We start from the raw sequence: 24,892 nt of genomic DNA on the forward strand, positions 1-24,892 counted from the left end.
ATGGAGATTCTGATGACCGCTTCGAAATTCGGCTCCACCACCGGCACCGGCGCACCGGCTTTCAGCGACCGCAATAGTCTCAGCGTCGGCTCGAACGGACCACTCGTCCTGCACGACGTGCATTTCCTGGAGCAGATGGCCCACTTCAACCGTGAGCGTGTCCCCGAACGCAGCCCGCACGCCAAGGGCTCCGGCGCCTTCGGGGTGTTCACCGCCACCGAGGACGTCTCGCAATTCACCAAGGCCGCCCTGTTCCAGAAGGGCGCGAAAACCGATCTGCTGATTCGGTTTTCGACAGTGGCCGGTGAGCAGGGCAGCCCGGACACCTGGCGGGATGTGCGCGGATACTCGCTGAAGTTCTACACCTCAGAAGGCAACTACGACCTGGTCGGCAACAATACGCCGATCTTCTTCGTCCGCGACCCGATGAAGTTCCCCCATTTCATCCGCAGCCAGAAGCGGCTGCCCGACTCCGGCCTGCGGTCCTCGCAGATGCAGTGGGATTTCTGGAGTTTGAACCCCGAGTCCGCCCACCAGGTGACCTACCTGATGGGTGAGCGCGGCCTGCCACGGACCTGGCGCCACATGAACGGCTACGGCTCGCACACCTACATGTGGGTCAACGCCGCAGGCGAGAAGTTCTGGGTGAAGTACCACTTCCACACCGACCAGGGCATGGAGTTCCTCACCAACGACGAGGCCGCCGCCCTGGCCGGTGAGGACAGCGACTTCCATCGCCGGGACCTCTTCGATGCGATCAACCGGGGAGAGCACCCAAGCTGGCGGCTCTCGGTGCAGGTGATGCCGTATGCCGAGGCGGCCGATTACCGGTTCAACCCGTTCGACCTGACCAAGGTGTGGCCGCACGCGGACTACCCGCTGATTCCGGTCGGCAGCTTCACGCTCAACCGCAACCCGGAGAACTTCTTCGCCCAGATCGAACAGGCGGCGTTCTCCCCGGGTAACACGGTGCCGGGTATCGGCCTGTCGCCGGACAAGATGCTGCTCGGCCGCGCGTTCGCCTACAGCGACGCGCAGCGCAACCGGATCGGCACCAACTTCCACCAGCTGCCGGTGAACCAGCCGCGCGACGGGGTGCCGATGAACTCCTACATGTTCGACGGCCAGATGACTTACCACCACTCCGGCGCGGCACCGGTTTACGCGCCCAACAGCGGCGGACGTCCGTGGTCGGACACCACCGGCCCGGCCGAGGACGGCTGGGAGGCAGACGCCGAACTGGTGCGCTCGGCCTACGCGTTGCACGCCGAGGACGACGACTTCGGCCAGCCCGGCATGATGGTGCGCAAGGTGTGGAACGACGCGCAACGCACCGCGGCGGTCGAGACGATCGCGGGCAGCCTCGACGGGGTGACCGGCGAGGTGCTCGACCGGTCGCTGGAGTACTGGCGCAACGTCGACGACGATCTGGGCGCCCGGATCGAGAAGGCGGTCCGCGGGGACGCCGCACCCGAACCCGTGCAGGGTATGGGCGAGGGCTAACCGCCCTTAGATGATTTTCGGGCGGGCGGCCTACTGAGTGAGGATCCGCGGCCCGTCCTCGGTGACGGCCACGGTGTGCTCCCAGTGGGCCGCCCGCGATCCGTCTGCGGTCACGACGGTCCACTCGTCCTCGAGGATCACGGTCCTGGTGGTGCCCAGCGTCAGCATCGGCTCGATGGCCAGCACCGAACCGACCGCCAGATAGGGGCCGCGGCCGGGCGCGCCCTCGTTGGGCAGGAACGGGTCCATGTGCATCTGCCGTCCGATGCCGTGGCCGCCGTAACCGTCGACGATGAAGAACTTGCGGCCGTATCGGTTCTCGGCGGCGCGCGCCGCGGTCTCGATGGCGTGTGAAACGTCGGTGAGCCGGTTGCCGGGCACCATCGCGGACGCGCCTGCCTCCATGGCTTCCTTGGTGGCCTGCGACAACGCCTCGTCGACCGGGATCAGCGTCCCGACCCCGAACGTGATGGCCGAGTCGCCGTGCCAGCCGTCGACGATCGCCCCGCAGTCGATGGACACCAGGTCCCCGGGCGCCAGGGTTTCTGCCGCAGACGGAATGCCGTGCACCACACGGTCATTGACCGAGGAACAGATGCTCGCGGGATATCCGTGGTAGCCGAGGAAGGAGGGCACACCTCCGCCGTCGCGAATCACCGACTCGGCGACCTCGTCGAGCGCCATAGTGGTCACGCCGGGGGCGGCGGCCTGACGGACCGCGGCCAGCGCCGACGCCACCAAGGCTCCCGCGACGGCCATCGCGTCGAGTTCATCGGGGGTGCGCTGCGGTACGACCTTGCGTCCGCGCAGGCCCATCAGGCCCATATCCGCTACTTACCGAGCGCCTGCAGTGCGCGCGCGAAAACCTCGTCGAGGGCGCCGACCGCGTCGACTTGCTTCAGGTTGTTGCTGCTGTAGTACTCGAGCAGGGGGTAGGTCTCGTCGCGATAGACCTGCATGCGGTTGCGGATCACGCCTTCGGTGTCGTCTTCGCGGCCGCGGGACTTGAGACGCTTGAACAGCTCGTCCTCGGAGACCTTGAACTCCAGCACCGCGTCGAGCTTGGTGTCGTGGCGCTTGAGCATGTCGTCCAGCGCCTTGGCCTGCTCCACGGAGCGGGGGTAGCCGTCGAGGATGAACCCGTCGGCCGCGTCCGGCTGTTCGATGCGGTCCTCGACCAGCTTGTTCGTCAGCTCCGATGGCACCAGGTCGCCGGCGTCGAGGTATTTCTTGGCTTCCAGCCCCAGCGGGGTGCCGTCGCCGATGTTCTTGCGGAAGAGGTCGCCGGTCGAGATCTGCGGAATTCCGAGCTTCTCGGAGAGCTTCTGGGCCTGTGTTCCCTTGCCGGCGCCGGGCGGTCCGAGCAGAACGACTCTCACTTCAGGAACCCTTCGTAATTGCGCTGCATCAGCTGGCTCTCGATCTGTTTGACGGTATCCAATCCGACCCCGACGAGGATCAGTACGCCCACACCACCGAACGGCAGGTTCTGCACGGGCCCGCTGCTCCCCACGGAGAGGAACAGGTTCGGCAGCACGGCGATCAGACCCAGGTAGATCGAACCTGGAAGGGTGATCCGGCTCAGCACATAACGCAGGTAGTCCGCCGTCGGCTTGCCTGGCCGGATGCCGGGGATGAAGCCGCCGAACTTCTTCATCTCGTCGGCCCGCTCATCGGGGTTGAACGTGATGGAGACGTAGAAGTAGGTGAAGAACACGATCAGCGCGAAGTAGACGCCGATGTAGGCCAGGCTGCTGGGATCTGTCAGGTAGTTCGCGACGAACGTGTTCCACCAGTTGGTGCTGTTCGGATTCGAGCTTCCGCTCTGGATGAGCTGGGTGATGAGCTGCGGGATGTAGATCAGCGACGAGGCGAAGATCACCGGGATGACGCCTGCCTGGTTCACCTTCAACGGCAGGTACGTCGACGTGCCGCCGTACATCTTGCGGCCGACCATCCGCTTGGCGTACTGCACAGGGATTCGGCGCTGGCCCTGCTCGACGAACACCACGCCGACGATGATCGCCAGCGCACCGGCGCACACCAGCGCGAACACCAGGCCGCCGCGGCTCTCGAGGATGGTCTGACCCTCACCCGGGATCGCCGACGCGATGCTCGCGAAGATGATCAGCGACATGCCGTTGCCGATGCCGCGCTCGGTGACCAGCTCGCCCATCCACATCACCAGCGCCGCGCCCGCGGTCATCACCAGCACCATCACCACGAGGGTGAAGATGTTCAGACCCTCGTGCTGGCCCTGGATGATGTCCAGCGAGCAGCCCTGAAGCAGGCCGCCGTTGGCCGCCAGCGCCACGATGCTGGTGCTCTGGAGGATGGCCAGCGCAATGGCCAGATAGCGCGTGTACTGCGTCATCTTGGCCTGGCCGGACTGGCCTTCCTTACGCAGCTGCTCGAAACGCGGGATCACCACGGTCAGCAGCTGCACGATGATGCTCGCGGTGATGTAAGGCATCACACCGACGGCGAACACCGACAACTGCAGCAACGCGCCGCCGGAGAACAGGTTGATCAGCGAGTAGATCTGGCCGGACTCACCGCCGGTGACCTCCGCGATGCACTCCTGCACGTTCGGGTAGTTCACCCCCGGAGACGGGATCGCGGCCCCGACCCGGTAGAGGATCACGATGCCGAGGGTGAACAGGATCTTTCGCCTCAGGTCGACCGTCCGCAGTGATGAGATGAAAGCCGAAAGCACTCTTCCTCCTGCGCAGCCGGCCTGTTGATCGCGGCGTGCGGATGGGGCTGGATTCGACCAGCGTCGTGGTTAAGTCGTGTGCGGACCCCCGCCAAGCGCGCAGCCTGCAGAGTTACCCGTCAAACAGTCTACGAGAATAACAGTTAGGGCCCCGTTGGCCCGCATCCCGCTGATCGCCCCGCCTCACAGCGACTTCTCAGGACGGGAACATACCGTGGAACCGATCTCGTTATATCCACTAATCAATAGCGTCAGGAGTTTGAGATGGCACGTACGGGTCCACGTTTTGAGGGAGACACCTGGGACCTCGCCAGCAGCGTCGGTGCGACCGCGACGATGGTCGCGGCGGCGCGGGCGATCGCCAGCACGGGTGCCGACGCGCTGATCTCCGATCCGTACGCCGAACCGTTGGTGCGCGCGGTGGGCGTGGACTTCTTCACCCGCCTGGCCAGCGGTGAGCTCACGCTCGAGGACCTCGACGGTGACGCCTCGGACGGGGCCACGGTCGGAATGGCCCGGATGACCGACAACATGGCGGTGCGGACGAAGTTCTTCGACGAGTTCTTCGCAGACTCCGCCGAAAGTGGTGTACGGCAGGCGGTGATCCTGGCCTCCGGGCTCGACGCGCGCGCCTACCGGTTGGCATGGCCGGCCGGGACGACGGTCTTCGAGATCGACCAGCCCGACGTCATCGCGTTCAAGACCCGGGCAATGGCCGATCTCGGCGCCGAACCGACCGCGCTGCGCAGGGCGGTGGCGATCGACTTGCGCTTCGACTGGCCCGCGGCATTGAAGGACGCGGGTTTCGACCCGGCCCTGCCGACCGCATGGAGCGCCGAGGGCCTGCTCGGATACCTGCCGCCGGAGGCACAGGACAAGCTGCTCGACACGATCACCGAGTTGAGCGCTCCCGGTAGCCGGGTCGCGGTCGAGAGCGGCCCCTCCAGCAGCGACCCCGCCGATCGCGAGAAGGTACTGGCCCGGATGCAGGAATCAGCGGAGCGGTGGCGCGAACACGGCTTCGAACTCGACTTCTCCGAACTCGTCTACATCGGCGAGCGCAACGAGGCCGGCGCCTACCTCGAGGAGCGGGGCTGGCGCCTGACCCGTCGCACGGTCGGCGAACTGCTGGCCGAGAACGGTCTGCCCCCGCTGCCCGAGGACGACGACGTCGCCAGATTCGGTGAGATGCAGTACCTCAGCGGCATACTCGAGAAATGAGCCGAACGGATTCGGACAGCTGGGACCCTGCATCGAGCGTGGGGACCACGGCCACGATGGTCGCCGCTGCCCGCGCGATCGCCAGCCGCGAAGATGACCCGCTCTTCGACGATCCGTACGCCGCGCCGCTGGTGCGCGCGGTCGGCATCGACTTCTTCACGTGCCTGGTCGACGGGGGCATCGAAGACAACGACATCGACGGTGCCGGTGCCGACTTCATGGCCAGGATGATCGCAGTGCGCACCCGGTTCTTCGACGACTTCTTTCTCACCTCCGCCGGAGGTGGCATCCGGCAGGCGGTGATCCTGGCGTCGGGTCTGGACTCGCGGTCCTACCGGCTGCCGTGGCCCGACGGGACCGTCGTCTATGAGATCGACCAGCCGCAGGTGATCGGGTTCAAGACCGCCACGATGTCCTCGCTGGGGGCCTCCCCTTCTGCCCAGTTGCGCCCTGTCGGTATCGACCTGCGCGACGATTGGCCGAAAGCGTTGCACGACAGCGGTTTCGACCCGGCACAACCGACAGCGTGGAGCGCGGAAGGACTGCTCGTCTACTTGCCACCCGAAGCGCAGGACAAGCTGTTCGACGACATGGGCACGCTCAGCGCACCGGGCAGCAGGCTCGCCACCGAATACCATCCCGACGCCGCGGCGACAATCGGCGAACGCAGTAAAGCGATCAGCAAGCAGTGGGGTGAGAACGGCGTCCACCTCGACATCTCGCACCTCTTCTACGAGGGCGAGCGCAGCCACGTCGTCGATTATCTGACCGAGCACGGGTGGCAGGTGTGCACCAAAAGCCGTCCCGAGGTGTTCGCTGAATACGGCCGAGATTTTCCCGACACGGAACTGCTTGCCCCGATGCGTGATTCGCTCGCGATCATCGCAACCCGCAACTGAGGAGCACAAATGGCCCGTACCGACAACGACACCTGGGATCTGGCATCCAGCGTCGGCTCGACCGCGACCATGGTCGCCGCACAACGCGTACTGAGCCACCGCGAGGGCCTGATTGACGACCCGTACGCCGAACCTCTGGTGCGCGCGGTCGGGCTCGACTTCTTCATCCGAGCGCTCGACGGCGAGATATCGCTGGACGACATCGACCCGCGCTTCAACACCCGTCGCGCCGCCGAGGGAATGGCTGTGCGCACCCGCCATTTCGACCGGCTGTTCGCCGATGCCGCGGCCCGTGATGTCCGCCAGGCGGTGATCTTGGCCGCTGGGCTCGACGCCCGCGCCTACCGCCTGCCGTGGCCGACGGGCACCACCGTGTTCGAGCTCGACCAGCCGGAGGTGATCGCGTTCAAGGGCGACACCCTTTCGGCGTTGGGGGCCGAACCGGCCGCGAACCGGCGCGTGGTGGCGATCGACCTGCGCGAAGACTGGCCGAAAGCGCTGCTGGACAATGGCTTCGACTCGACCCAACCGACGGCCTGGATCGCCGAGGGACTGCTGATCTACCTGCCACCCGAAGCGCAGGACCTGCTGTTCGACCGGATCGATGAACTGAGCGCACCGGGTAGCCGGGTGGCCACCGAGCACATCCCCGATGTCAGCATGTTCTCCGACGAGCGGGCCCGGGAGATCGCCGAGAAGTTCCAGGCTTACGGACAGAACATCGAGATGGGTGAGCTCATTTATCACGGTGAGCGCAACGACGTCGTCGACTATCTGACCGCCCGCGGCTGGGACGTCACGACGCAGAACATGCCGGATGCCTACGCCGCCAACGGGTTCACCTTCGACGAGGACAGCACGATCGGCTTTTTCAAAGATCTGAGCTACCTGTCGGCGATCAAATGCTGAACCGTTCGCTCAGAATCGGTGCTCACCGAGCCACAACACGCTCAGGCCACTGAGCGAACGCTCGGTCTGATCGGCCAGCTTCACCACGGAGCGCCCGAGCAACCCGACGACAGCGTCCGGTAGCGATGCCGCCGGCTGCGACGACGCCTTGGGCCGCAGCCGGTCCAGCAGCGACGAACCCGGATACGAGACGATGCGCACCTCGGCGTCGGCGTCCATCCCCGCCAACACCTTGGCCCTCGTGATCGCGGCGCGCAGGCCGCCGAGGTGATCGACCAACCCGCGCTCGTGCGCGTCCGCGCCGGTCCACACCCGACCGCGCGCGACGGCGTCGACATCCTCGACGCTCATCTTGCGGCCCACCGCGACCCGCTCGATGAAATCGGTGTAGAGCAGGTCTGTCTCGGCCTCCACATGTGCATGCTGCTCGTCGGTGAACGGCTCGTTGAGCGACCAGGCGTCGGCGTTGCGGTTTGTACGTACCGTTCCGGAGCCGACGCCAAGACGCCCCTTGAGCTCGCGGGCCACTAGCTTGCCCGCCAACACACCGATCGAGCCCGTAATGGTGCCGGGATTGGCGACGATCTCATCGGCGGCCATCGACACGTAGTAGCCGCCGGATGCCGCGACCGCGCCCATGGACGCGACCACCGGCTTGCCCTTGTCGCGGCTCTGTTGCACTTCGCGCCAAATGGTTTCCGATCCGGTCACCGAGCCGCCGGGGCTGTCCACCCGCAACACGATCGCCGAAACGTCTTGGGCGGCCGCGGCTTCGCGAAGCGCCGCGGCGATCGTGTCGCCGCCCGCGCTCGAACTGCCCAGCGGCAGCGGTTGCGTGCCGCCGCGACCACTGACGATCGGGCCGTGCAGGGTCACCACGGCGATCGTCGCCTTCTTGCGTCCGGGGATGGACGGCACGGGCAGACCCGGGCGTTCAGCCGTCGCACGCGCATAACGCGACAGGAACAGCCGCGGCGGCGCGTCCTCGGAGTCCGCGTCCGCGCCTGCCGTGAAGTCCGGTGCGCCGGCCAGTTCGGCCATGCGTGCGTAGGCTTCGTCACGGAAGCCGACGTGGTCGATCAACCTTCCGGCGAGCGCGTCTTCGCGCAGCAAGGGCGCCTTGTCGGCGAGCGCGTCGACGTCCTCGGGCTCGATGTGACGCGACTGTGCGACCGCCTCCAGCACCTGGGCGTGCAGGCTTTGAATCAACCGTTCGTCGGCCTCGCGATGGGCCTCGGTGTAGCCGTCTTCCGTGAAACGGTTTGCCGCAGACTTGTATTCACCGCGCGCGATGAACTGCGCCTCGACTCCGATCTTGTCGAGTGCGCCGCGCAGGAACAGTGCGTTCGTCGCAAAACCCACCAAGCCCACCGTGCCCGCAGGCTGCATCCACACCTCGCGGAATGCTGAGGCCAGGTAGTACGACAGCGTGCCGGGATAGGTCTCGGCCCACGCCAACGACGGCTTGACGTCGCTGAACGCCGCGATGGCCGAACGCAGTTCCTGCACCGCGCCCGGCGACGCAGCGGGCAGCTGCACCCGAGCGACCAGGCCCGCGACCCGGTCGTCCTCGGCCGCCCGGTGGATCGCCGCGACGGCCTCCCGCAACAGCAGCGGACGGCCCGACCCGGAGATCAATGCCAGCGGGTCGAACCCGGCGGTCTCGCTCGGCACCGACGTCAGGTCCAGTTCGAGCACGCATCCGTTCGGGACACCGTTGTGGCGGGCGGTGTCGATGCGCCGCGCCAGCGCGCGCACGTCGTCGAGACCGGGGAGTCCGGACATGCCGGGCAGGAAAACGGACATGTTGCGAGCCTACCGACGCCGCGCAGCGCCTCGGCCCGGCGAGCGCGTCTACCGTGGTGCCGTGCGGTTCGACATCTCCATCCCCCAGCGCGTCGCGGGCGGTTTCGATGCCGGCGCGACTCGCGACTACCTGATCCGGGCTGAAGGACTGGGCTTCACTGGCGCGTGGACGCTGGAGCAGACGATCGGGCCCTCACCGCTGCTCGCACCGCTGGAGATGCTCGCATGGGCCGCCGCACACACCGATCGGATCCGCCTGGGGGTGGCCGTCCTCGTGACCTCCCTGCACGAACCGCTTCAACTGGCCTCAGCGGTGACGGCGGTCGACCACCTCAGCCACGGCCGGCTCGACCTCGGGGTGGCCCCTGGCGGCGGCACCCGCAAGTTCGCGGCCTTCGGCGTCGAACGCGCCACGTTCGTCAGGAACTTCACCGAAGGGCTCGAGTTGATGAAGGCGGCCTGGTCCGACGAACCCAAGGTGACGTTTCACGGCCGGTTTCGTGACGTCGACGGGCTGCCTATCCAACCCAAACCAGTCCAGCGACCGCACCCGCCGATCTGGTTCGGCGCCAACGCTTCTCGCGCCATCGCCAGGGCGGTGCGCCACGGCGACGCGTTTCTGGGAGCAGGCTCGTCCACCACGGCGGCGTTCGCCGAAGCCGTCAGATGCGTTCGCCGCGAACTCGCCGAACAATCAAGGGATGCTGCGGAATTCACCGTCGGCAAGCGCGTGTACCTGATCGTCGACGATGACCCCTTGCGTGCCAGGGAGCGGGTACTGGCCGGCCTGCGCCGCATCTACGGCGGTATGGCCGGCATCGACGAGGTCCCGGTATCCGGCACACCCGCCGACGTGGTCCGCGGGCTGCGCGATGTCGTCGACGCAGGCGCCGAGATGCTACTGCTCAACCCCGTCGGCGAGAACGTCTCCGAAGACCGTGAGCAGATGGAACGTCTGGCGGCAGCGGTCATTCCGCAGCTGAAGTGACCCGCGTCGACTCGAATGAAGCCCGGTCAGCGGCCCATGAAACGGCCGTGCTGCGGGCAGTAGACGGCGACCGCCGCGCGCATCAGCCCCGCGGCCTGCCCGCGATCCATACCGGTGCCGGTAAGGCGGTTGACCACACCGCGCACGACAGGAACCGGGTTGGCGGTGCCGTCCAGACCCGCGGTCAGCATGTCGCAGATACCCTGACCCAACGCAGGCAGGTCGGTTTCACCGAGCGGAATCTGCAGCGCCTCGACGCGATCGGCGAACTTCGCATCGTCGTCCTGGGCGTGGGCGGTCGCCACGCCGCCGAACAACGCGATACCGGCGGCCCCAGCGACGGCGGTGAGCCGGCGGAGGTAGGTCATATCTGCTCCTGATGTGTCACGCCTACGCACCATATCGGCGGACGGCGCCCGACGTTACGACCGCCCGACACGAAAGCCCCCGCCTCCACGGCAGGGGCTCCCGGTCGACGCGGGGTTACAGCTCGGTCGCCGAACCGCCCGCCGAGGAGATCTTCTCGCGCGCACTGCCGCTGAACTTGTGCGCGGTGACGTTCACCTTCACGGTGAGCTTGCCGTCGCCGAGCACCTTGACCAGTGCGTTCTTGCGCACCGCGCCCGCGGCCACCAGCTCGTCCACACCGACGTCACCGCCCTTCGGGAACAGCTTGTTGATGTCGCCGACGTTGACGACCTCGTACTCGGTGCGGAAGCGGTTGCGGAAGCCCTTGAGCTTCGGCAGCCGCATGTGGATCGGCATCTGACCGCCCTCGAACGTCGCGGGGACGTTCTTGCGGGCCTTGGTGCCCTTGGTGCCGCGACCCGCGGTCTTACCCTTCGAGCCCTCGCCCCGACCCACCCGGGTCTTGGCGGTCTTCGAACCGGGTGCCGGTTTCAGGTCATGCAGTTTGATAGGTGTCATGCTTTAGCCTTCCGCTCTTCGCGCGAGCGCTCATCGCCGGCCTCTACTGCCTCAACTTTGACGAGGTGATGCACGGTCTTGATCAGGCCGCGCGTCTGCGCGTTGTCCTCACGGACAACGGACTGGCGAATCTTGCGCAGCCCCAACGACCGCAGGCTCTCCCGCTGCTTCCAGCGCGCACCGATGGTGCTGCGCACCTGAGTGATCTTCAGCTCTGCCATTTACGACGACCCTTCACGCGCTGCCGACGCGGCAAGCGCCTCGGCCTCCCGGCGCGCCCGCAGCATGCCCGCAGGCGCCACATCTTCGATCGGCAGCCCGCGTCGGGCGGCGACCTCTTCGGGACGCTGCAGCAGCTTCAGCGCGGCAACGGTGGCGTGCACCACGTTGATCGCGTTGTCGCTGCCCAGCGACTTGGCCAGGATGTCGTGCACGCCGGCGCATTCCAGCACCGCGCGAGCCGCACCGCCGGCGATCACACCGGTACCGGGGCTGGCCGGACGCAGCATCACCACACCGGCGGCGGCTTCGCCCTGCACCGGGTGGGTGATGGTGCCGCCGATCAGCGGAACCCGGAAGAAGTTCTTGCGTGCTTCTTCGACGCCCTTGGCGATGGCGGCGGGAACTTCCTTGGCCTTGCCGTATCCGACGCCGACCATGCCCTTGCCGTCGCCGACGATCACCAGCGCGGTGAAGCTGAACCGGCGGCCACCCTTGACCACCTTGGAGACGCGGTTGATCGAGACGACGCGCTCGAGGTAGTTGCTCTTGTCGCCGCCGTCGCGGCCGCGACCGCCACGGTCGTCGCGGCGACCACGTCCGTCGCGGTCGCCCCGCGACCCGCGGCCGTCCTGGGGGCCGCCGGCTGTTGCCTGTTCGGCCATCATGCAGTCCTTCCCATTGTGTTGAGCTCAGTCATCAGAATTCCAACCCGCCTTCGCGCGCCGCATCGGCCAGCGCCGCGATCCGTCCGCCGTAGGTGTACCCACCGCGGTCGAACACGACCTTGTCGATCCCTGCGGCCTTCGCGCGCTCGGCGATCAGCTGACCGACCCGCACGCTGTGGGCTTTCTTGTCACCGTCGACCGCCCGCACATCGGCCTCGATCGAGGACGCCGCGGCCAGCGTGGTGCCTTCGAGGTCGTTCACCAGCTGCACGTGAATGTGCCGTGACGAACGGTTGACCACCAACCGCGGCACCTCTGCCGTGCCGGAGATCTTCTTGCGCAGGCGAGCGTGCCGACGCAGCCGCGCAACCCGCCGGGTCTGCGAGATGTTCTGGCCCACGGGCTTGCGCGTCGGCGCTGCCGAATTTGTTGTCGAAGCCATTTACTTACCTGTCTTTCCGACCTTGCGACGGATCTGCTCGCCCTCGTAGCGGATGCCCTTGCCCTTGTAGGGATCGCTCTTGCGCAGGCGGCGGATGTTCGCCGCGACCTGGCCGACCTTCTGCTTGTCGATGCCGGAGATCGAGAACTTCGTCGGTGTCTCCACCGCGAACGTCACCCCCTCGGGGGCAGTGATGACCACCGGGTGGCTGTAGCCCAACGCGAACTCGAGGTTGGAACCCTTGAGCTGCACGCGGTAACCGACACCGAAGATCTCCATCTTGGTGGTGTAACCCTCGGTGACGCCGGTGATAAGGTTCGCCACCAGCGTGCGCGACAGACCGTGCAGCGAACGGCTGCGCCGCTCGTCGTCGGGCCGCGACACCACGATGGCGCCGTCGTCGTCACGGGCGACCCGGATCGGGTCGGCCACCGCCAGTTCGAGAGTGCCCTTGGGCCCCTTCACCGACACGTTCTGCCCGTCGATCGACACGTCGACCCCGCTGGGGACCGGGACCGGCTGCTTTCCAATACGCGACATTTGAGCTCTACTCCCTCTCGCCTACCACACGTACGCGAGGACTTCGCCGCCCACGCCCTCTTGGGCTGCCTGGCGGTCGGTCCGGAGCCCCGACGACGTGGAGATGATCGCCACGCCGAGGCCGCCGAGAACCCGCGGCAGATTGGTGGATTTCGCGTACACCCGCAGACCGGGCTTGGACACGCGGCGCAGGCCGGCGATGCTTCGCTCCCGGCTGGGGCCGTACTTCAGTTGCACGACAAGCGACTTGCCGACCCGAGCATCCTCGGTTCGGTAGTCGGCGATGTAACCCTCGCGCTTCAGGATCTCGGCGATATTGGCCTTGATCTTGGAGTGGGGCAGTGTCACCTCGTCGTGGTACGCCGAATTGGCGTTGCGCAGACGTGTCAAGAAGTCTGCGATCGGGTCCGTCATAGTCATGACAGCCGGCTCACCTTTCTCGCGGTGGTTCCCGGTATCCGGGCCTACCGCAACCTGTTTGGTTGGTCTGGTCGGTTCGGGGCTGGATTACCAGCTGCTCTTCTGCACACCGGGCAGTTCGCCGGCGTGCGCCATCTCGCGCAGGCAGATCCGGCACAGGCCGAACTTGCGGAAGACGGCGCGTGGGCGCCCGCACCGCTGGCAGCGGGTGTAGGCGCGCACCTCGAACTTCGGCTTCTTGTTGGCCTTGTTGACCAGTGCCTTCTTTGCCATAACTCAGTTCTCCTTGAACGGAAAGCCCAGCGCCCGCAGCAGCGCTCGTCCTTCGTCGTCGGTCGTCGCCGAGGTGACGACGGTGATGTCCATGCCGCGGGGGCGGTCGATGGAGTCCACATCGATCTCGTGGAACACCGACTGCTCGGTGAGTCCGAAGGTGTAGTTGCCGGTGCCGTCGAACTGCTTGGGCGACAGCCCGCGGAAGTCGCGGATACGCGGCAGCGCGATCGAGATCAACCGATCGAGGAATTCCCACATCCGGTCGCCGCGCAGCGTGACGCGGGCGCCGATCGGCATGCCCTCGCGAAGCTTGAACTGGGCGATGGACTTACGCGCCCGGCGCACCTCCGGCTTCTGACCGGTGATCAGTGCGAGATCGTTGACCGCGCCGTTGATCAGCTTCGCATCACGGGCGGCGTCGCCGACGCCCATGTTGACGACGACCTTGACCACGCCGGGGATCTGCATGACGTTCGCGTAGCCGAACTCCTTGGCCAGCGTGTCGCGGATCTCTTCGCGGTAGCGCTGCTTGAGGCGCGGCAGGGTTTTTGCGGTGTTTTCGACGGTGGTCATGAGTTGATGTCCTTGCCGTTGGTCTTGGCGATGCGGACCTTCTTGCCGGTCTCCTCGTCAACCCGGTACGTGATGCGGGTCGGCTTGCCGTCGGAGTCGACGACCATCACGTTCGAGACGTCGATCGGCGCCTCCTGGGTGACGATGCCGCCGGACTGTGCGCCGCGCTCGTTGCTTGACACCGCCGTGTGCTTCTTGATCCGGTTGACGCCCTCGACGAGGACTTTGTTGCGCGCCGGGTAGGCGACCAGCACCTTGCCCTTGGCGCCCTTGTCCTTGCCGGAGATGACGAGCACGGTGTCGCCCTTGTGGACCTTCATCTACAACACCTCCGGAGCAAGCGAGACGATCTTCATGAAGCGCTTCTCGCGCAGTTCGCGGCCGACCGGGCCGAAGATGCGGGTACCGCGCGGGTCGTTGTCGGCCTTGATGATGACGGCGGCGTTCTCGTCGAACTTGATGTAGCTTCCGTCGGCGCGACGGCGCTCCTTGACGGTGCGCACGATGACGGCCTTCACGATCTCGCCACGCTTGACGTTGCCGCCGGGAATGGCTTCCTTGACGGTCGCCACGATGACATCGCCGATGCCGGCATAGCGCCGCGACGAGCCACCGAGCACGCGGATGCACAGGATCTCCCTGGCGCCCGTGTTGTCGGCGACCTTGAGCCGCGATTCCTGCTGAATCACTCGATCTCCTCGACCTGGTTTTTGTATGCACGCCAGATACCGACCTGGACGTACGCGGTCTTGCTGTCACCGAAAGGCACGCGGGGCCCGCCGCACGCGACTGGCCGAGGTCTGCCCAAGGCAACCGCCTGATTCTATGGGAGGACCTGCAGGAAGCCAAATCGTCGCAGATCACGCCCTCCCCTGCGGCGCGAGCGTGTGTGTTTGTCGACGACCCGCCGCGGATTCTCGACACTTTCCGCACGCTCGCAGGACCCCGAGCGTCCCGTAATCAGCGACTTCGCGTCGACTCGATGAATGATCGCTCAGGGAACGACGATGCCGAACCCCCCCAGCAGCGGCGAGGCGAGCGGGTCGAAGCCCGCCGTCTGAGCGGGAGCTTCGACGTGCACCGCCACCAGGTAGTCGCCGGTGCTCGTCGGGATATGGGCGATCCGATCGCCGAACTGCACCGCGGGTCCCGGCGAGCCCGCCCACGACCCGAGCAGCTTCTGACCGCTGTAGCCGCACAGCTCGGCCGGCAACACGCTCAACGTGCTGATACCGGCCGCCGCCACAGCGTCGTCGGCATAGCGTTCGAACGCTTCGGCCGGTGGCAGCGTGGTCTCGGCAATGGTGACCGTCGCCCACATCCCGTCCGGTCCGCCAGCCGCAGCGCGACATCCCCCTGCCCCGCCGCCGTGGACCATCCCGCCGGTAGAGCCACCGTGATCCTGGGCGCCGCCGGCTCAGGGACCGCGGCCGACACGTGCTCGGGTCCCGGCAGGCTGCAAGCGCGATGGGCCGCTGACGGTTGCGGGGTCGGCACGATGCCCGGCTGGGCGGTGTCAACCTGCGGGTCGGACGGCGCGGTCGACGACGGCGTCGAGGTGGCGGAGATCGTCGTGTCGGAGACGACGGCCTCTTCTGCGATCGGTACGCCTTCGCGGTTGTCGACACACGCGGTCAGCAGGCACGTCAGCGCGATCGCCTGCCCGACGGCGTACTTCATGGCTTCCGTCCCGCCCCCACGCTCGGTGTGTTCAGTCCTTCGCGAAGGCGCGAGCGAACTCCCGCTCCAGGTCCAGATACGGCTTACCCGAGACGTCGATGTTGACCGCGACGATGGTGCCGCCGGTGAACGCGAACGGCGGCGTATACGAACGGGAGACCGGGGATCCAGCGTTCCTGCCGATGCTCAGGCTCGCGCCGGCGAGCCCGAACGTCCCCGGGTGGACACGCATTTCGCGCAACGTCGCGACCTGCTGGTCGTCGATATACAAAGCCGCGTCTCCGATCGGGGTATGGCTGCCCTCGGCAGTTCCGGTGCGCACATACGCGACCCCGAACGAGTGCCGCCCCAACGGCACTGCATCCGGCGACGACATTCGCTGCTCGTCTTCGCCCAGGAAGTTGTAGACGTAGTGAAGCCGCCCGTCCTGTACGAACATCACGTGACCGCCGTGGGCGCCACCGTGTTTGAAGATCACGCCTTCGGCGCCCGACGTGTCGATCACCATCTCGGCCATGGCCGCGAACGACCGCCCTTGTATCTCGACCGCAGCTCCCATCCCGACGTCGGCGGTGCCCGGGTAGTACCGGTACGAGTCACGCCGGCCCGCCACCCCCGGCCGCCACCGCGAAATGGTGTCGAAGATGTTCAGGTCACCAAGCGGCAACCCGTTGTACTTGTCGGCCTCGGCGAACCACAGCTTGGTGAGTTCTTCGAGTTTGTCCGGGTTTTCGGCGGCCAGATCGTGGCACTGACTGCGGTCGGCTTCGATGTGGAACAGCTCCCATCGGTCGCTGTCGAAATGCGACCAACCCGCCGGCGATGCGGCGTGCACGGTGTTGGCGAACCAGCCGTCGTGCCAGATCCCCCGTGTGCCGAGCATCGTGTAGAACTGCGTGCGCTTGTCGGTTGCCGCCGACGAATCCCGCAGCGTTGCCTCGAAACTCACCCCGTCCAGCGGCTTCTGGGGCACTCCTTTGACCGTGTCCGGCGGGGTGATGCCGAGGAGCTGGTAGATCGTCGGTGTGACGTCGCAGACGTTGATGTAGCTGTCTCGCACCTCGCCGTGTGCGGCGATTCCCTTGGGCCAGGAGATGATTGCGGGGTCCGCGATCCCGCCTTCGTGCGAGGCGTAGCGCTTGAAGAGCTTGTAGGGTGCGTTGAACGCCATCGCCCAGCCGGTCGGATAGTGGTTGTAGGTCTCCGGGCCGCCGAGGTCGTCGATGAGACGAAGGCCGTCCTCGACGGTGTCGATGTATCCGTTGAAGAATTTGACCTCGTTCACCGAGCCGTTCGGGCCGCCTTCGCCGCTCGCGCCGTTGTCGGAGATGACGACGATGATCGTGTTGTCGAGCTGATCCGACTCCTCCAGATAGTCGATGATGCGACCGATCTGCGCATCGGTGTAGGACAGGAATCCGGCGAACACTTCGGCCATGCGCGCGAACAGGCGCTTCTCGTCGTCGCCGAGCTCATCCCACGGCCGCACCGTGTCCTGTGTCGGCCACGGTTCACCGTTGGGCCCCTTGACGTCTCCGTACGGATTGATCGGCGAGAGTTCGGTGTCGGCGGGCACGATGCCGAGCTTCTTCTGGTTCTCCAGCACGATCTCGCGGTATCGCTCGTAGCCCATGTCGAACTTGCCGGCGTAGCGGTCGGCCCACTCGGCGAAGACGTGATGCGGGGCGTGTCCGGCTCCTGGGCAGACGTAGGAGAACCACGGCTTGTCCGGTGCGATCACCTTCGCATCGCGGATGAACTCGATGGTCTTGTCCGCCAGGTCCTTTGACAGGTGGTAACCCTCCTCCGGCGCGGCCGGCGGCGCGACGGGGTGGTTGTCGTAGACCAGCTCCGGATACCACTGATCGGTTTCGCCGCCCATGAACCCGTAGAACCGCTCGAAGCCGCGCGACAGGGGCCAATGTCGTTTGGTGGAGGCCAGATTCGACTCCTCGAGCGGTGTCAGATGCCACTTGCCGACGCAATAGGTGTTGTATCCGTGTTCGGCCAGCACTTCGGACAGTAGCGCGGTGTCGAACGGAATCCGCCCGTTGCAGCCGGGGAAGCCTTCGGTGAACTCCTCTATGGTCGCCATGCCGACGGTCGTCGGGTTGCGACCGGTCAACAGGGACGCCCTGGTCGGCGAGCAGAGCGCGGTGGTGTGGAACTGCGACAGTCGAACGCCGCGTTCGGCGATACGGCTCATCGTGGGCATCTCGACGAGGCCGCCGAAGCAGTCCCATGTGGCGATACCGATGTCGTCCCAAACGAGGTAGAGCACGTTGGGGGCGCCTTCGGGGGCGGTCGGTGCGGCGTACGGGCCCCAGTCCGGTTCCGAGTCGCGGATATCGAGTTCGATCTTGCCGTTGAATTCGGTTGCCATGCCCAGCCTTGTCCGGTGTCGCGTCGCAGTGTGGCCCGGAGATTACACGTGGGGTGTCTCGGTTAGCTGACGATTCGACGACGACGCCGTCACCGCCCGTGTGGTCAGCCACCACTGAACGACTCCGAGAGGAACCGTCCACCCCAGCCATGCACCGACTCCGGCGACGAACCATTGGAAATGTTCGGCATTGCCGCCAAAGACGTTGTCCTGCAATGGCTGAAAGGAGACATAGATGACAGGCGTCCAGATTCGGTTGGTGATGACAGACAGTGCCAGCGCCGCGCTGCGCACCATGTTCCGCCGGTGGGCGGAGATACGGCGACTCCGGGCCGCGACATAACCCCTCGCGGTGAACCACAGCCACAGCGCGCCCAACGTCACGTTGCTGACAGCCAAAAGTGGTCCGAACGGAGTGACCGCGCCGATCACCATCGCCGACACGGCCGCCGGAAGTGCAGCGACGACGTACACGCGTCCGCAACGGCGATGCAGCGCGGGGTGAAGCGTACGAAGCCGGGGCCAGATCTGCACCACTGCCGCGACCATCGCGACGCTCGCGAACATCACGTGAAACACCAACAGCGGGTAGTGCAGCCAGAACGTGGCGGGCACCCGGGTGCCGCCGGCCAGATACGGCGGTACGGAGAAGCCCAGAAAGCACGCCACGACGAGCGCGAGTGCAAGCGCCCACCGGTGAGAAGTCCGACAAGATGCGTATGGCATACGCAAAGAGCGTACGGCATACGCGCCCGGTGTCCAGTGACTTAGGCTGACCATCGATGAGCGAATCCCTACCGCGCGCACTGAAGCTCCTCTGGCATGAGCCGAGCGAGCCCGCACGCTCCACTGGGCTGAGCCGCGAGCGCATCGTGCGCGCAGCCGTCGAACTGGCCGACGCCGACGGTCTGGACGCACTGTCCATGGCCCGACTGGCCGAGCGTCTGGGGTGCGGCACGATGTCGCTGTACCGGCATGTCGCCAATAAGGACGAGCTCGTGATCTTCATGTCGGCTGACGCGGTCGGCCGTCCACCAAGCGGCGCGGCCGCCGATTGGGCCGAGGCCCTGACGAATTGGGCGGACGGATTGTGGGACGTCTACCACCGCCACCCATGGGTGCTACAGGCCGTATCCGCCGGGCCGCCGGCCGATCCGGGCCAGGTGGCGTGGCTGGACGCGGGGCTGGCCGCTCTCGCCGACACCGGGCTCACCGAGCGCGAGAAGTTCGCCGCGGTCATGGCGGTTCTGCACTTCGTCCGCGGTGCGGCGGCAGTCGACATCGAGGCTGGTCGAACCGATTGGCCGGGGTATCCGGCACTTCTTCGGAGCCTGCTCGACCCGGAGAAGTTCCCGGCACTCGCCGCGGCGCTGCACGAGGGTGTCTTCGACCCCACCGACGACGAACCTTCCGCCGACTTCCGCTCCGGGTTGGGTCAATTGCTCGACGGCATCGCCGCCAGGATCGGTTAGCGGGCGCGACGACGCCTGCGACCGAAACCTCCCGCTGCCATTCGACCCACACGTGCAGATCAGCTAATTCGTATACGGTTTCGCATTGTGACTCGCTCGTTTCGGCGCTTCGATGAGTGGCTCAACCGCCAACTCGAAGAATGCGCACGCAATGCCGGCACGGACGTGGAAACCTACGTCGCGCGTGCGGTCGCATCACAAATGGTCGCCGACCAGATGCGCACCAACGTCTCGGCGAAGGAACTACTCTCGCACCTGTCCGAATCAGGAGTGCTGGACAGCGATGCCATGCCGGACGTGTCGACGGTGGTGAACGACCCCGATCGACTGAGTTCACTGCGTTCGACCGGACTACTCGACTCGCCGCCGGACCCGGCCTACGACCGGATCACCCGAGCGGCCGCAGAGGCGCTGGGGACCCCGTTCGCGGCGGTGAGCCTGGTCGATGCCGACCGTACGTACTACAAGAGCACCGCCGGGATGGGGAAGCTCTCGATCGAGGACCGAGCGATGTCCTTCGACCAATCCATCTGCCAGTACACCGTGGCCGATGGAGCCGCTTTGGTCGTCGAAGACGCACGGACCGACCCCGTGTTCATGAACCACCCTGTGGTGCGCGGCGGTGCGATGGCCGCCTACCTCGGCATACCCCTGATCGATCAAGATGGCCACGCGATCGGCACGCTGTGTGTTTCCGACAGCAAGCCAAGGCAGTGGAGCACTGGCCACGTCCAGATTCTGAGCGATCTTGCGCAACTGACTACGGAGCGGATTTTCAGCGCCCCTCCCACGTCAAACGCTTGATAACAGAACTTCAGCAAACTTGAAGTTCACTGGCACGAGAGCGCGCGTTTTCAACGCTTGCTATGACTGCGCTTTTTGAGATCGGGGTCGGTACAGTGCATCTAACATAGTTGCCAGTTCTGTCCGAGAGAGTGATAAATGCAGCTTAAGGCGGATGTCTCGGAGCACGCGCCTAGTAGCCGTCCGACGGTGCCGCGGTTGAAGGTTGTGCCGGCTCCTTCGCCCAATCCGACACCCCGCTGGGTTGAAGTTCTCCGTGTCGATCCGTGGTACTCGATGATCACCGTGGCGATCGACGTCGTCCTGGCTGTGGCCGCGGTGGCGCTGGCGCATTGGTGGATCCCGGGCGACATGGAGCAGGATCGCAACCTCGCCCTGTTCTCGTGGCTTTTCGTCCCGATCCTGCTGCTCGTGATGACCACCCGGTCGATGTATCGACAGAAGCTGAATGAGGGCTTCCTGGACCAGTTCGAGCCCGTGGCAACGTCGATCGCGGTGGCCGCTCTGGCCACGTTGACGCTGATGGTGCTCCTGGTGCCCCGTCTGCCGGTCGGAGAGGTTCTCACGCCGTACGTCCGCCCGAGCGAGCTTGTCCTGAAGATCTGGGTGTTCGCCGCCATTCTCATTCCCGTGGTGCGCCTGGCTCGGTCGTTGGTGAACCGCTGGCTGCGCAGGAGGTTCGATGTCGGCAGGCCGGCACTGGTCGTCGGGTCCGGTCCGGTCGCCCATCAGCTCATTTCCCGCATGCGTCAGATCCGGGACTACGGCATGTGTCCGGTCGGTGTATTGGACGACACGCGGCCCACAGATGTGGAGATGTTCGACGTCCCTTACCTGGGTGGTACGAACGAGCTCGAGAGCGCCGCGCGCGCCACCCGGGCCGAAGAGCTCATCATCGCCCCATCGCCGCTACCCGACGAACACCTGTCGCGGACCGCGCAATTGGCTCAGGAACTCGGGTTACGTGTGCGCGTGGTGCCGCGATTGATGGACTCAGTGGGCAGTGGCACCCGAATCGAGCACATGGGCGGCGTACCGCTCATGGTGCTGACCCGCGTCAATCCGAAAGGCTGGCAATTCGCCGTCAAGCATGGCAGTGACCGCGTCGCTGCGCTGATCGGACTTGTGCTCATCTCGCCGTTGCTGCTCGTGCTCGCGATGGCGGTGAAGTTCAGCTCGCCGGGCCCGATCTTCTTCAGTCAAGAGCGGATCGGACGCGACGGAAAGGTGTTCGGGTGCTTGAAGTTTCGCACCATGCGCCAACCCGAGAAGACCGCTGCGGGTTTCGCACCCGAGAAGGGTACGGCGCCGGGCGGAGTCGAGGGCGACGATCGACGCACCCGTATCGGCCGCATCATGCGCAAGGCATCGCTGGACGAACTGCCCCAACTGATCAATGTGCTTCGCGGAGAGATGAGCCTGGTGGGGCCGCGCCCCGAGCGGCCGGAGTTCGTCGAGTTGTTCGAGATGCACGTACGTCGCTACGGCCAGCGCCACCGGGTGAAGGCGGGCATGACGGGTTGGGCCCAGGTGCACGGTTTCCGGGGCCAGACCTCGATTGCCGACCGCGCCGAATGGGACAACTACTACATCGACAACTGGTCGCTGCTTTTGGATTTCAAGATTTTGCTTCTGACCGTGCTGGCGGTCCTGCGGCCCGCAGAAGACTGAGCGCAAAAGCGAAAACCCCCGACACGTTCGGTGTTCGGGGGTTTTCCTTGCGGTTCGGCCTATTTGGCCTTCTCGAGAATCTCGACGAGCCGCCAGCGCTTGGTCGCCGACAGCGGACGCGTCTCCATCAGCGACACCCGGTCGCCGATGCCCGCGCTGTCGTCCTCGTCGTGTGCCTTTACCTTCTTGGTGGTGCGGATGATCTTGCCGTAGAGCGGGTGGCTCTTACGATCTTCCAGCTCGACCACGATGGTCTTCTGCATCTTGTCCGAAACCACGTACCCGATGGCCGTCTTGCGGCGGCCACGCTCCTCGTCCTTGCGCGGGGTGTACTTGGGCCCTTTTGCAGTGTTGTCTGCCATTTCTACGAATCCTCACCCACGGGTCCGGAGGCCAGACCCAACTCACGTTCGCGCAGCACGGTGTACACGCGCGCGATTTCCTGACGCACCGTGCGAAGCCGGCGGTTGTTCGACAATTGGCCGGTCGCCATCTGGAAGCGCAGGTTGAACAACTCTTCCTTGGACTCGCGCAGCCGACCCTTCAATTCGTCGTCGGTCAGCTCGCGCAGTTCGCCCGGCGTCACTCCCACTGCCATCAGAAGTGCTCCTCTCGGGTGACGATGCGTGCCTTGATCGGCAGCTTGTGGATCGCACGGGTCAGCGCCGCCCGGGCGGTCGCCTCATCGGGGTAGCTCAACTCGAAGAGCACGCGGCCCGGTTTGACGTTGGCCACCCACCACTCGGGCGAACCCTTACCGGAACCCATGCGGGTTTCGGCCGGCTTCTTGGTCAGCGGGCGGTCCGGGAAGATGTTGATCCACACCTTGCCGCCACGCTTGATGTGCCGGTTGATCGCGATACGAGCGGACTCGATCTGCCGGTTGGTGATGTAGGCGTGCTCGAGCGCCTGGATACCGTAGTCACCAAAGCTCACCGTGGTGCCGCCGCTGGCGATGCCGCGCTGCCTCGGGTGGTGTTGCTTACGGTGCTTGACCTTGCGGGGAATCAACATGATTCAGCTCTCCGTATTTTCTGTCGGCGTCTCGGCCGCAGCTGCGGCCTGCGAAGCCGCGGCGTTGTCCGCGACGCTGCCGGCCGGAGCCGTGCCGCTCTCGGAACCGCCCGAAGCGGCGCGGCCGGCTTCGGTGCTCGTCGCGGTGGTGCCCGACGCGCCGCTGCGACGCGGCCGGGTGCCCGAAGGACGCTCGCGGCGCGGACGATCCGCACCGGCCGGCACGGCGGCGGCCAGCTCACGCTTGCCACCGACGATGTCGCCCTTGTAGATCCACACCTTCACGCCGATTCGGCCGAACGTCGTCTTGGCCTCGTACAGGCCGTAGTCGATGTCGGCGCGCAGCGTGTGCAGCGGCACGCGACCTTCGCGGTAGAACTCCGAGCGGCTCATCTCGGCGCCACCGAGGCGGCCCGAGCACTGCACGCGAATTCCCTTGACGTTGGGCTGCCGCATCGCGGACTGGATCGCCTTGCGCATGGCGCGGCGGAAGGCCACGCGGTTGGACAGCTGCTCGGCAACGCCTTGGGCCACCAACTGCGCCTGCGACTCGGGATTCTTCACCTCGAGGATGTTCAGCTGCACCTGCTTGCCGGTCAGCTTCTCGAGGTCGGCGCGAATACGGTCGGCTTCGGTGCCACGGCGGCCGATCACGATGCCCGGGCGTGCGGTGTGGATGTCCACACGCACGCGGTCCCGGGTGCGCTCGATCTCCACGTCGGCGATGCCGGCGCGCTCGAGGCCGGTGGCCAGCAGCCGTCGGATCGCGACGTCTTCCTTGACGTAATCCTTGTACTGCTTATCGGCGTACCACCGGGACTTCCAGTCGGTGGTGATACCGAGCCGGAAGCCGTGGGGATTGATTTTCTGGCCCACTACTCCGAGCCCTCCTTCGCATCGGACGCTTCAGCAGTCGATTTCTCAGCCTTGGTGCCGGCTTTCGCCTCGGCCGACTTCTTGGGTGCGGCCTTCTTGGCTGGCGCCTTCTTGGCGGGCGCCTGCTCTGCGGTCTTGTTGGCGGGAGCCTTCTTGGCCGCCGCGGCCTTACTGCCCTGAGCGCGACGCGAACGAGCCGCGCTGGCCGACTGGCCGCCGCCACGCTGCTCCTGGCTCACTCTGCTCTCCACGATCACCGTGATGTGGCTGGTGCGCTTGCGAATCCGGAACGCACGGCCCTGCGCGCGTGGCCGGATGCGCTTGGCGGTTGGCCCCTCGTCGGCGTAGACGGTCGCGACCACGAGAGTGGACGGGTCCAGGCCCTCGTTGTTCTGCGCGTTGGCCGCCGCGCTCGCGATGACCTTGGCGACCGGCTCGCTGGCCGCCTGCGGAGCCCACCGCAGGATGTCCAGCGCTTCGGACACCGACTTACCGCGCACCAGGTCGATGACGCGGCGCGCCTTCGTCGGCGATACGCGCACGAAGCGCGCCTTCGCCGTCGCGGACGGATATTCAATCGCTGTAGTCATTAGCGCCTCTTCGCCTTCCGGTCATCCTTGATGTGACCCTTGAAGGTGCGGGTGGGGGCGAACTCGCCGAGCTTGTGCCCGACCATCGCCTCGGTGACGAACACCGGGACATGCTTGCGGCCGTCATGCACCGCAAAGGTGTGCCCGATGAAGTCGGGGATGATGGTCGACCGACGCGACCAGGTCTTGATGACCTGCTTGGTGTTCTTCTCGTTCTGCGCGTCGACCTTCTTCAACAGATGGTCGTCGACGAACGGGCCCTTCTTCAGGCTGCGTGGCATATTCCTTGTACCTG

32 protein-coding genes are annotated in these 24,892 nt (G+C 66.0%); 8 read left to right on the top strand and 24 right to left on the bottom strand.

Annotation, left to right across the window (positions count from 1 at the left end; translation table 11 throughout):
• Positions 1–12: 12 nt before the first annotated feature.
• Positions 13–1,503 carry a catalase gene (locus CEX88_RS09470; RefSeq protein WP_094293415.1) on the top strand — a complete coding sequence of 497 codons (1,491 nt, stop codon included), beginning with the start codon at positions 13–15 and terminating at the stop codon, positions 1,501–1,503.
• 30 nt (positions 1,504–1,533) lie between these two features.
• Here the strand turns inward: CEX88_RS09470 and map are convergent, their stop codons facing one another.
• Genes map through secY form a run of 3 tightly spaced genes read right to left on the bottom strand, consistent with a single transcriptional unit; the run spans position 1,534 to position 4,219 of the window.
• A complete protein-coding gene (gene map / locus CEX88_RS09475) occupies positions 1,534–2,328 on the bottom strand; it encodes a type I methionyl aminopeptidase (protein WP_066849445.1) in 795 nt (264 codons plus the stop codon).
• Positions 2,329–2,333: 5 nt separating this feature from the next.
• Positions 2,334–2,882, bottom strand: coding sequence for an adenylate kinase (locus tag CEX88_RS09480; RefSeq protein ID WP_094293300.1), 549 nt, complete (start codon positions 2,880–2,882; stop codon positions 2,334–2,336).
• A complete protein-coding gene (gene secY / locus CEX88_RS09485) occupies positions 2,879–4,219 on the bottom strand; it encodes a preprotein translocase subunit SecY (RefSeq protein WP_066849450.1) in 1,341 nt (446 codons plus the stop codon). Before secY ends, CEX88_RS09480 begins: the two co-directional genes overlap by 4 nt.
• Positions 4,220–4,483: 264 nt before the next feature.
• Between secY and CEX88_RS09490 the strand changes: the two genes are divergently transcribed.
• The 3 genes from CEX88_RS09490 to CEX88_RS09500 are packed head-to-tail and all read left to right on the top strand — an operon-like array spanning position 4,484 to position 7,248.
• A complete protein-coding gene (locus tag CEX88_RS09490; protein ID WP_066849453.1) occupies positions 4,484–5,440 on the top strand; it encodes a class I SAM-dependent methyltransferase in 957 nt (318 codons plus the stop codon).
• Entirely contained in the window at positions 5,437–6,339 is a 903-nt protein-coding gene (locus CEX88_RS09495) for a class I SAM-dependent methyltransferase (RefSeq protein ID WP_094293301.1), read from the top strand. The genes CEX88_RS09490 and CEX88_RS09495 overlap by 4 nt, the downstream gene beginning before the upstream one ends.
• Before the next feature lie 9 nt (positions 6,340–6,348).
• Positions 6,349–7,248 carry a class I SAM-dependent methyltransferase gene (locus CEX88_RS09500; RefSeq protein WP_066849458.1) on the top strand — a complete coding sequence of 300 codons (900 nt, stop codon included), beginning with the start codon at positions 6,349–6,351 and terminating at the stop codon, positions 7,246–7,248.
• Positions 7,249–7,257: 9 nt separating this feature from the next.
• On the opposite strand, the gene sppA is transcribed toward CEX88_RS09500, so the two are convergent.
• Positions 7,258–9,054: a signal peptide peptidase SppA gene (gene sppA, locus CEX88_RS09505; RefSeq protein WP_094293302.1), complete on the bottom strand. Its 1,797-nt coding sequence runs from the start codon at positions 9,052–9,054 to the stop codon at positions 7,258–7,260.
• Between the two features lie 61 nt (positions 9,055–9,115).
• Between sppA and CEX88_RS09510 the strand changes: the two genes are divergently transcribed.
• Positions 9,116–10,042, top strand: a complete 927-nt coding sequence (locus CEX88_RS09510; protein WP_066849461.1) for an LLM class flavin-dependent oxidoreductase — start codon at positions 9,116–9,118, stop codon at positions 10,040–10,042.
• A 26-nt stretch (positions 10,043–10,068) separates the two neighbouring features.
• On the opposite strand, the gene CEX88_RS09515 is transcribed toward CEX88_RS09510, so the two are convergent.
• The 14 genes from CEX88_RS09515 to CEX88_RS09580 form a co-directional block, all read right to left on the bottom strand.
• On the bottom strand, positions 10,069–10,410 hold the full coding sequence (locus tag CEX88_RS09515; RefSeq protein WP_066849462.1) for a DUF732 domain-containing protein: 342 nt from the start codon (positions 10,408–10,410) through the stop codon (positions 10,069–10,071).
• A gap of 115 nt (positions 10,411–10,525) precedes the next feature.
• Positions 10,526–10,969 (bottom strand): 50S ribosomal protein L15, encoded by a 444-nt coding sequence (gene rplO / locus CEX88_RS09520; RefSeq protein WP_064419497.1) that lies wholly within the window; start codon positions 10,967–10,969, stop codon positions 10,526–10,528.
• Positions 10,966–11,190, bottom strand: a complete 225-nt coding sequence (gene rpmD, locus CEX88_RS09525) for a 50S ribosomal protein L30 (RefSeq protein ID WP_066849464.1) — start codon at positions 11,188–11,190, stop codon at positions 10,966–10,968. Before rpmD ends, rplO begins: the two co-directional genes overlap by 4 nt.
• Entirely contained in the window at positions 11,191–11,853 is a 663-nt protein-coding gene (gene rpsE / locus CEX88_RS09530) for a 30S ribosomal protein S5 (protein ID WP_064423144.1), read from the bottom strand. It abuts the gene before it with no gap.
• A 34-nt stretch (positions 11,854–11,887) separates the two neighbouring features.
• The gene (gene rplR, locus CEX88_RS09535; RefSeq protein ID WP_064345609.1) at positions 11,888–12,298 is read right to left on the bottom strand and encodes a 50S ribosomal protein L18; all 411 of its coding nucleotides are present in this window, start codon (positions 12,296–12,298) and stop codon (positions 11,888–11,890) included.
• Positions 12,299–12,838, bottom strand: coding sequence for a 50S ribosomal protein L6 (gene rplF, locus CEX88_RS09540; RefSeq protein ID WP_066849466.1), 540 nt, complete (start codon positions 12,836–12,838; stop codon positions 12,299–12,301).
• 21 nt (positions 12,839–12,859) lie between these two features.
• Positions 12,860–13,258, bottom strand: coding sequence for a 30S ribosomal protein S8 (gene rpsH / locus CEX88_RS09545; protein ID WP_067298457.1), 399 nt, complete (start codon positions 13,256–13,258; stop codon positions 12,860–12,862).
• Between the two features lie 87 nt (positions 13,259–13,345).
• Positions 13,346–13,531 carry a type Z 30S ribosomal protein S14 gene (locus CEX88_RS09550; RefSeq protein WP_064400527.1) on the bottom strand — a complete coding sequence of 62 codons (186 nt, stop codon included), beginning with the start codon at positions 13,529–13,531 and terminating at the stop codon, positions 13,346–13,348.
• A gap of 3 nt (positions 13,532–13,534) precedes the next feature.
• The gene (rplE, locus tag CEX88_RS09555; RefSeq protein WP_066849468.1) at positions 13,535–14,107 is read right to left on the bottom strand and encodes a 50S ribosomal protein L5; all 573 of its coding nucleotides are present in this window, start codon (positions 14,105–14,107) and stop codon (positions 13,535–13,537) included.
• On the bottom strand, positions 14,104–14,427 hold the full coding sequence (gene rplX / locus CEX88_RS09560; protein ID WP_064400525.1) for a 50S ribosomal protein L24: 324 nt from the start codon (positions 14,425–14,427) through the stop codon (positions 14,104–14,106). The genes rplE and rplX overlap by 4 nt, the downstream gene beginning before the upstream one ends.
• On the bottom strand, positions 14,428–14,796 hold the full coding sequence (rplN, locus tag CEX88_RS09565; RefSeq protein ID WP_064400107.1) for a 50S ribosomal protein L14: 369 nt from the start codon (positions 14,794–14,796) through the stop codon (positions 14,428–14,430). It lies immediately after the preceding gene.
• A 305-nt stretch (positions 14,797–15,101) separates the two neighbouring features.
• A complete protein-coding gene (locus CEX88_RS09570) occupies positions 15,102–15,428 on the bottom strand; it encodes a hypothetical protein (RefSeq protein WP_094293303.1) in 327 nt (108 codons plus the stop codon).
• A gap of 390 nt (positions 15,429–15,818) precedes the next feature.
• Positions 15,819–18,170: an arylsulfatase gene (locus tag CEX88_RS09575; protein ID WP_066849474.1), complete on the bottom strand. Its 2,352-nt coding sequence runs from the start codon at positions 18,168–18,170 to the stop codon at positions 15,819–15,821.
• Between the two features lie 42 nt (positions 18,171–18,212).
• Positions 18,213–18,896 carry a DUF2306 domain-containing protein gene (locus CEX88_RS09580; protein ID WP_094293304.1) on the bottom strand — a complete coding sequence of 228 codons (684 nt, stop codon included), beginning with the start codon at positions 18,894–18,896 and terminating at the stop codon, positions 18,213–18,215.
• 56 nt (positions 18,897–18,952) lie between these two features.
• On the opposite strand from CEX88_RS09580, the gene CEX88_RS09585 reads away from it, so the two are divergent.
• The 3 genes from CEX88_RS09585 (at position 18,953) to CEX88_RS09595 (ending at position 22,117) form a co-directional block, all read left to right on the top strand.
• On the top strand, positions 18,953–19,642 hold the full coding sequence (locus CEX88_RS09585) for a TetR/AcrR family transcriptional regulator (protein WP_094293305.1): 690 nt from the start codon (positions 18,953–18,955) through the stop codon (positions 19,640–19,642).
• Between the two features lie 87 nt (positions 19,643–19,729).
• A complete protein-coding gene (locus CEX88_RS09590) occupies positions 19,730–20,446 on the top strand; it encodes a GAF domain-containing protein (RefSeq protein WP_094293306.1) in 717 nt (238 codons plus the stop codon).
• A 138-nt stretch (positions 20,447–20,584) separates the two neighbouring features.
• Positions 20,585–22,117: a sugar transferase gene (locus CEX88_RS09595; protein WP_094293307.1), complete on the top strand. Its 1,533-nt coding sequence runs from the start codon at positions 20,585–20,587 to the stop codon at positions 22,115–22,117.
• Positions 22,118–22,176: 59 nt separating this feature from the next.
• Here CEX88_RS09595 and rpsQ read toward each other — a convergent pair whose 3' ends face one another.
• From rpsQ to rpsS, 6 genes are read right to left on the bottom strand one after another with little or no spacing between them, the layout of a single operon-like run.
• Positions 22,177–22,479 (bottom strand): 30S ribosomal protein S17, encoded by a 303-nt coding sequence (gene rpsQ, locus CEX88_RS09600; RefSeq protein WP_064419506.1) that lies wholly within the window; start codon positions 22,477–22,479, stop codon positions 22,177–22,179.
• A gap of 2 nt (positions 22,480–22,481) precedes the next feature.
• On the bottom strand, positions 22,482–22,715 hold the full coding sequence (gene rpmC, locus CEX88_RS09605; protein ID WP_064419507.1) for a 50S ribosomal protein L29: 234 nt from the start codon (positions 22,713–22,715) through the stop codon (positions 22,482–22,484).
• Positions 22,715–23,131 (bottom strand): 50S ribosomal protein L16, encoded by a 417-nt coding sequence (gene rplP, locus CEX88_RS09610; protein WP_059101353.1) that lies wholly within the window; start codon positions 23,129–23,131, stop codon positions 22,715–22,717. The genes rpmC and rplP overlap by 1 nt, the downstream gene beginning before the upstream one ends.
• 3 nt (positions 23,132–23,134) lie before the next feature.
• Positions 23,135–24,007 (bottom strand): 30S ribosomal protein S3, encoded by an 873-nt coding sequence (gene rpsC, locus CEX88_RS09615; RefSeq protein WP_064400115.1) that lies wholly within the window; start codon positions 24,005–24,007, stop codon positions 23,135–23,137.
• The gene (gene rplV, locus CEX88_RS09620) at positions 24,007–24,597 is read right to left on the bottom strand and encodes a 50S ribosomal protein L22 (RefSeq protein ID WP_094293308.1); all 591 of its coding nucleotides are present in this window, start codon (positions 24,595–24,597) and stop codon (positions 24,007–24,009) included. Before rplV ends, rpsC begins: the two co-directional genes overlap by 1 nt.
• Positions 24,597–24,878 (bottom strand): 30S ribosomal protein S19, encoded by a 282-nt coding sequence (rpsS, locus tag CEX88_RS09625; protein WP_007167837.1) that lies wholly within the window; start codon positions 24,876–24,878, stop codon positions 24,597–24,599. Before rpsS ends, rplV begins: the two co-directional genes overlap by 1 nt.
• Between the last annotated feature and the right edge of the window lie 14 nt (positions 24,879–24,892).

The sequence above is a fragment of the Mycobacterium neumannii genome (assembly GCF_002245615.1).
In the GTDB taxonomy this organism is placed as follows: Bacteria; Actinomycetota; Actinomycetes; order Mycobacteriales; family Mycobacteriaceae; genus Mycobacterium; species Mycobacterium neumannii_A.

What these genes read in the sequence shown, in the direction of transcription:
- rpmC (WP_064419507.1), bottom strand. Translation starts at nt 22,715, where the DNA reads ATGGCAGTGGGAGTGACGCCGGGCGAACTGCGCGAGCTGACCGACGAC.
- CEX88_RS09595 (WP_094293307.1), top strand. Translation starts at nt 20,585, where the DNA reads ATGCAGCTTAAGGCGGATGTCTCGGAGCACGCGCCTAGTAGCCGTCCG.
- rpsH (WP_067298457.1), bottom strand. Translation starts at nt 13,258, where the DNA reads ATGACTATGACGGACCCGATCGCAGACTTCTTGACACGTCTGCGCAAC.
- CEX88_RS09550 (WP_064400527.1), bottom strand. Translation starts at nt 13,531, where the DNA reads ATGGCAAAGAAGGCACTGGTCAACAAGGCCAACAAGAAGCCGAAGTTC.
- CEX88_RS09490 (WP_066849453.1), top strand. Translation starts at nt 4,484, where the DNA reads ATGGCACGTACGGGTCCACGTTTTGAGGGAGACACCTGGGACCTCGCC.
- sppA (WP_094293302.1), bottom strand. Translation starts at nt 9,054, where the DNA reads ATGTCCGTTTTCCTGCCCGGCATGTCCGGACTCCCCGGTCTCGACGAC.
- CEX88_RS09495 (WP_094293301.1), top strand. Translation starts at nt 5,437, where the DNA reads ATGAGCCGAACGGATTCGGACAGCTGGGACCCTGCATCGAGCGTGGGG.
- rpsE (WP_064423144.1), bottom strand. Translation starts at nt 11,853, where the DNA reads ATGGCCGAACAGGCAACAGCCGGCGGCCCCCAGGACGGCCGCGGGTCG.
- CEX88_RS09470 (WP_094293415.1), top strand. Translation starts at nt 13, where the DNA reads ATGACCGCTTCGAAATTCGGCTCCACCACCGGCACCGGCGCACCGGCT.
- CEX88_RS09585 (WP_094293305.1), top strand. Translation starts at nt 18,953, where the DNA reads ATGAGCGAATCCCTACCGCGCGCACTGAAGCTCCTCTGGCATGAGCCG.
- rplO (WP_064419497.1), bottom strand. Translation starts at nt 10,969, where the DNA reads ATGACACCTATCAAACTGCATGACCTGAAACCGGCACCCGGTTCGAAG.
- rplP (WP_059101353.1), bottom strand. Translation starts at nt 23,131, where the DNA reads ATGTTGATTCCCCGCAAGGTCAAGCACCGTAAGCAACACCACCCGAGG.
- rplF (WP_066849466.1), bottom strand. Translation starts at nt 12,838, where the DNA reads ATGTCGCGTATTGGAAAGCAGCCGGTCCCGGTCCCCAGCGGGGTCGAC.
- CEX88_RS09570 (WP_094293303.1), bottom strand. Translation starts at nt 15,428, where the DNA reads ATGTGGGCGACGGTCACCATTGCCGAGACCACGCTGCCACCGGCCGAA.
- rpsS (WP_007167837.1), bottom strand. Translation starts at nt 24,878, where the DNA reads ATGCCACGCAGCCTGAAGAAGGGCCCGTTCGTCGACGACCATCTGTTG.
- rpmD (WP_066849464.1), bottom strand. Translation starts at nt 11,190, where the DNA reads ATGGCAGAGCTGAAGATCACTCAGGTGCGCAGCACCATCGGTGCGCGC.
- rplE (WP_066849468.1), bottom strand. Translation starts at nt 14,107, where the DNA reads ATGACCACCGTCGAAAACACCGCAAAAACCCTGCCGCGCCTCAAGCAG.
- rplR (WP_064345609.1), bottom strand. Translation starts at nt 12,298, where the DNA reads ATGGCTTCGACAACAAATTCGGCAGCGCCGACGCGCAAGCCCGTGGGC.
- CEX88_RS09580 (WP_094293304.1), bottom strand. Translation starts at nt 18,896, where the DNA reads ATGCCATACGCATCTTGTCGGACTTCTCACCGGTGGGCGCTTGCACTC.
- rplV (WP_094293308.1), bottom strand. Translation starts at nt 24,597, where the DNA reads ATGACTACAGCGATTGAATATCCGTCCGCGACGGCGAAGGCGCGCTTC.
- CEX88_RS09515 (WP_066849462.1), bottom strand. Translation starts at nt 10,410, where the DNA reads ATGACCTACCTCCGCCGGCTCACCGCCGTCGCTGGGGCCGCCGGTATC.
- CEX88_RS09500 (WP_066849458.1), top strand. Translation starts at nt 6,349, where the DNA reads ATGGCCCGTACCGACAACGACACCTGGGATCTGGCATCCAGCGTCGGC.
- map (WP_066849445.1), bottom strand. Translation starts at nt 2,328, where the DNA reads ATGGGCCTGATGGGCCTGCGCGGACGCAAGGTCGTACCGCAGCGCACC.
- rplX (WP_064400525.1), bottom strand. Translation starts at nt 14,427, where the DNA reads ATGAAGGTCCACAAGGGCGACACCGTGCTCGTCATCTCCGGCAAGGAC.
- CEX88_RS09575 (WP_066849474.1), bottom strand. Translation starts at nt 18,170, where the DNA reads ATGGCAACCGAATTCAACGGCAAGATCGAACTCGATATCCGCGACTCG.
- rpsQ (WP_064419506.1), bottom strand. Translation starts at nt 22,479, where the DNA reads ATGGCAGACAACACTGCAAAAGGGCCCAAGTACACCCCGCGCAAGGAC.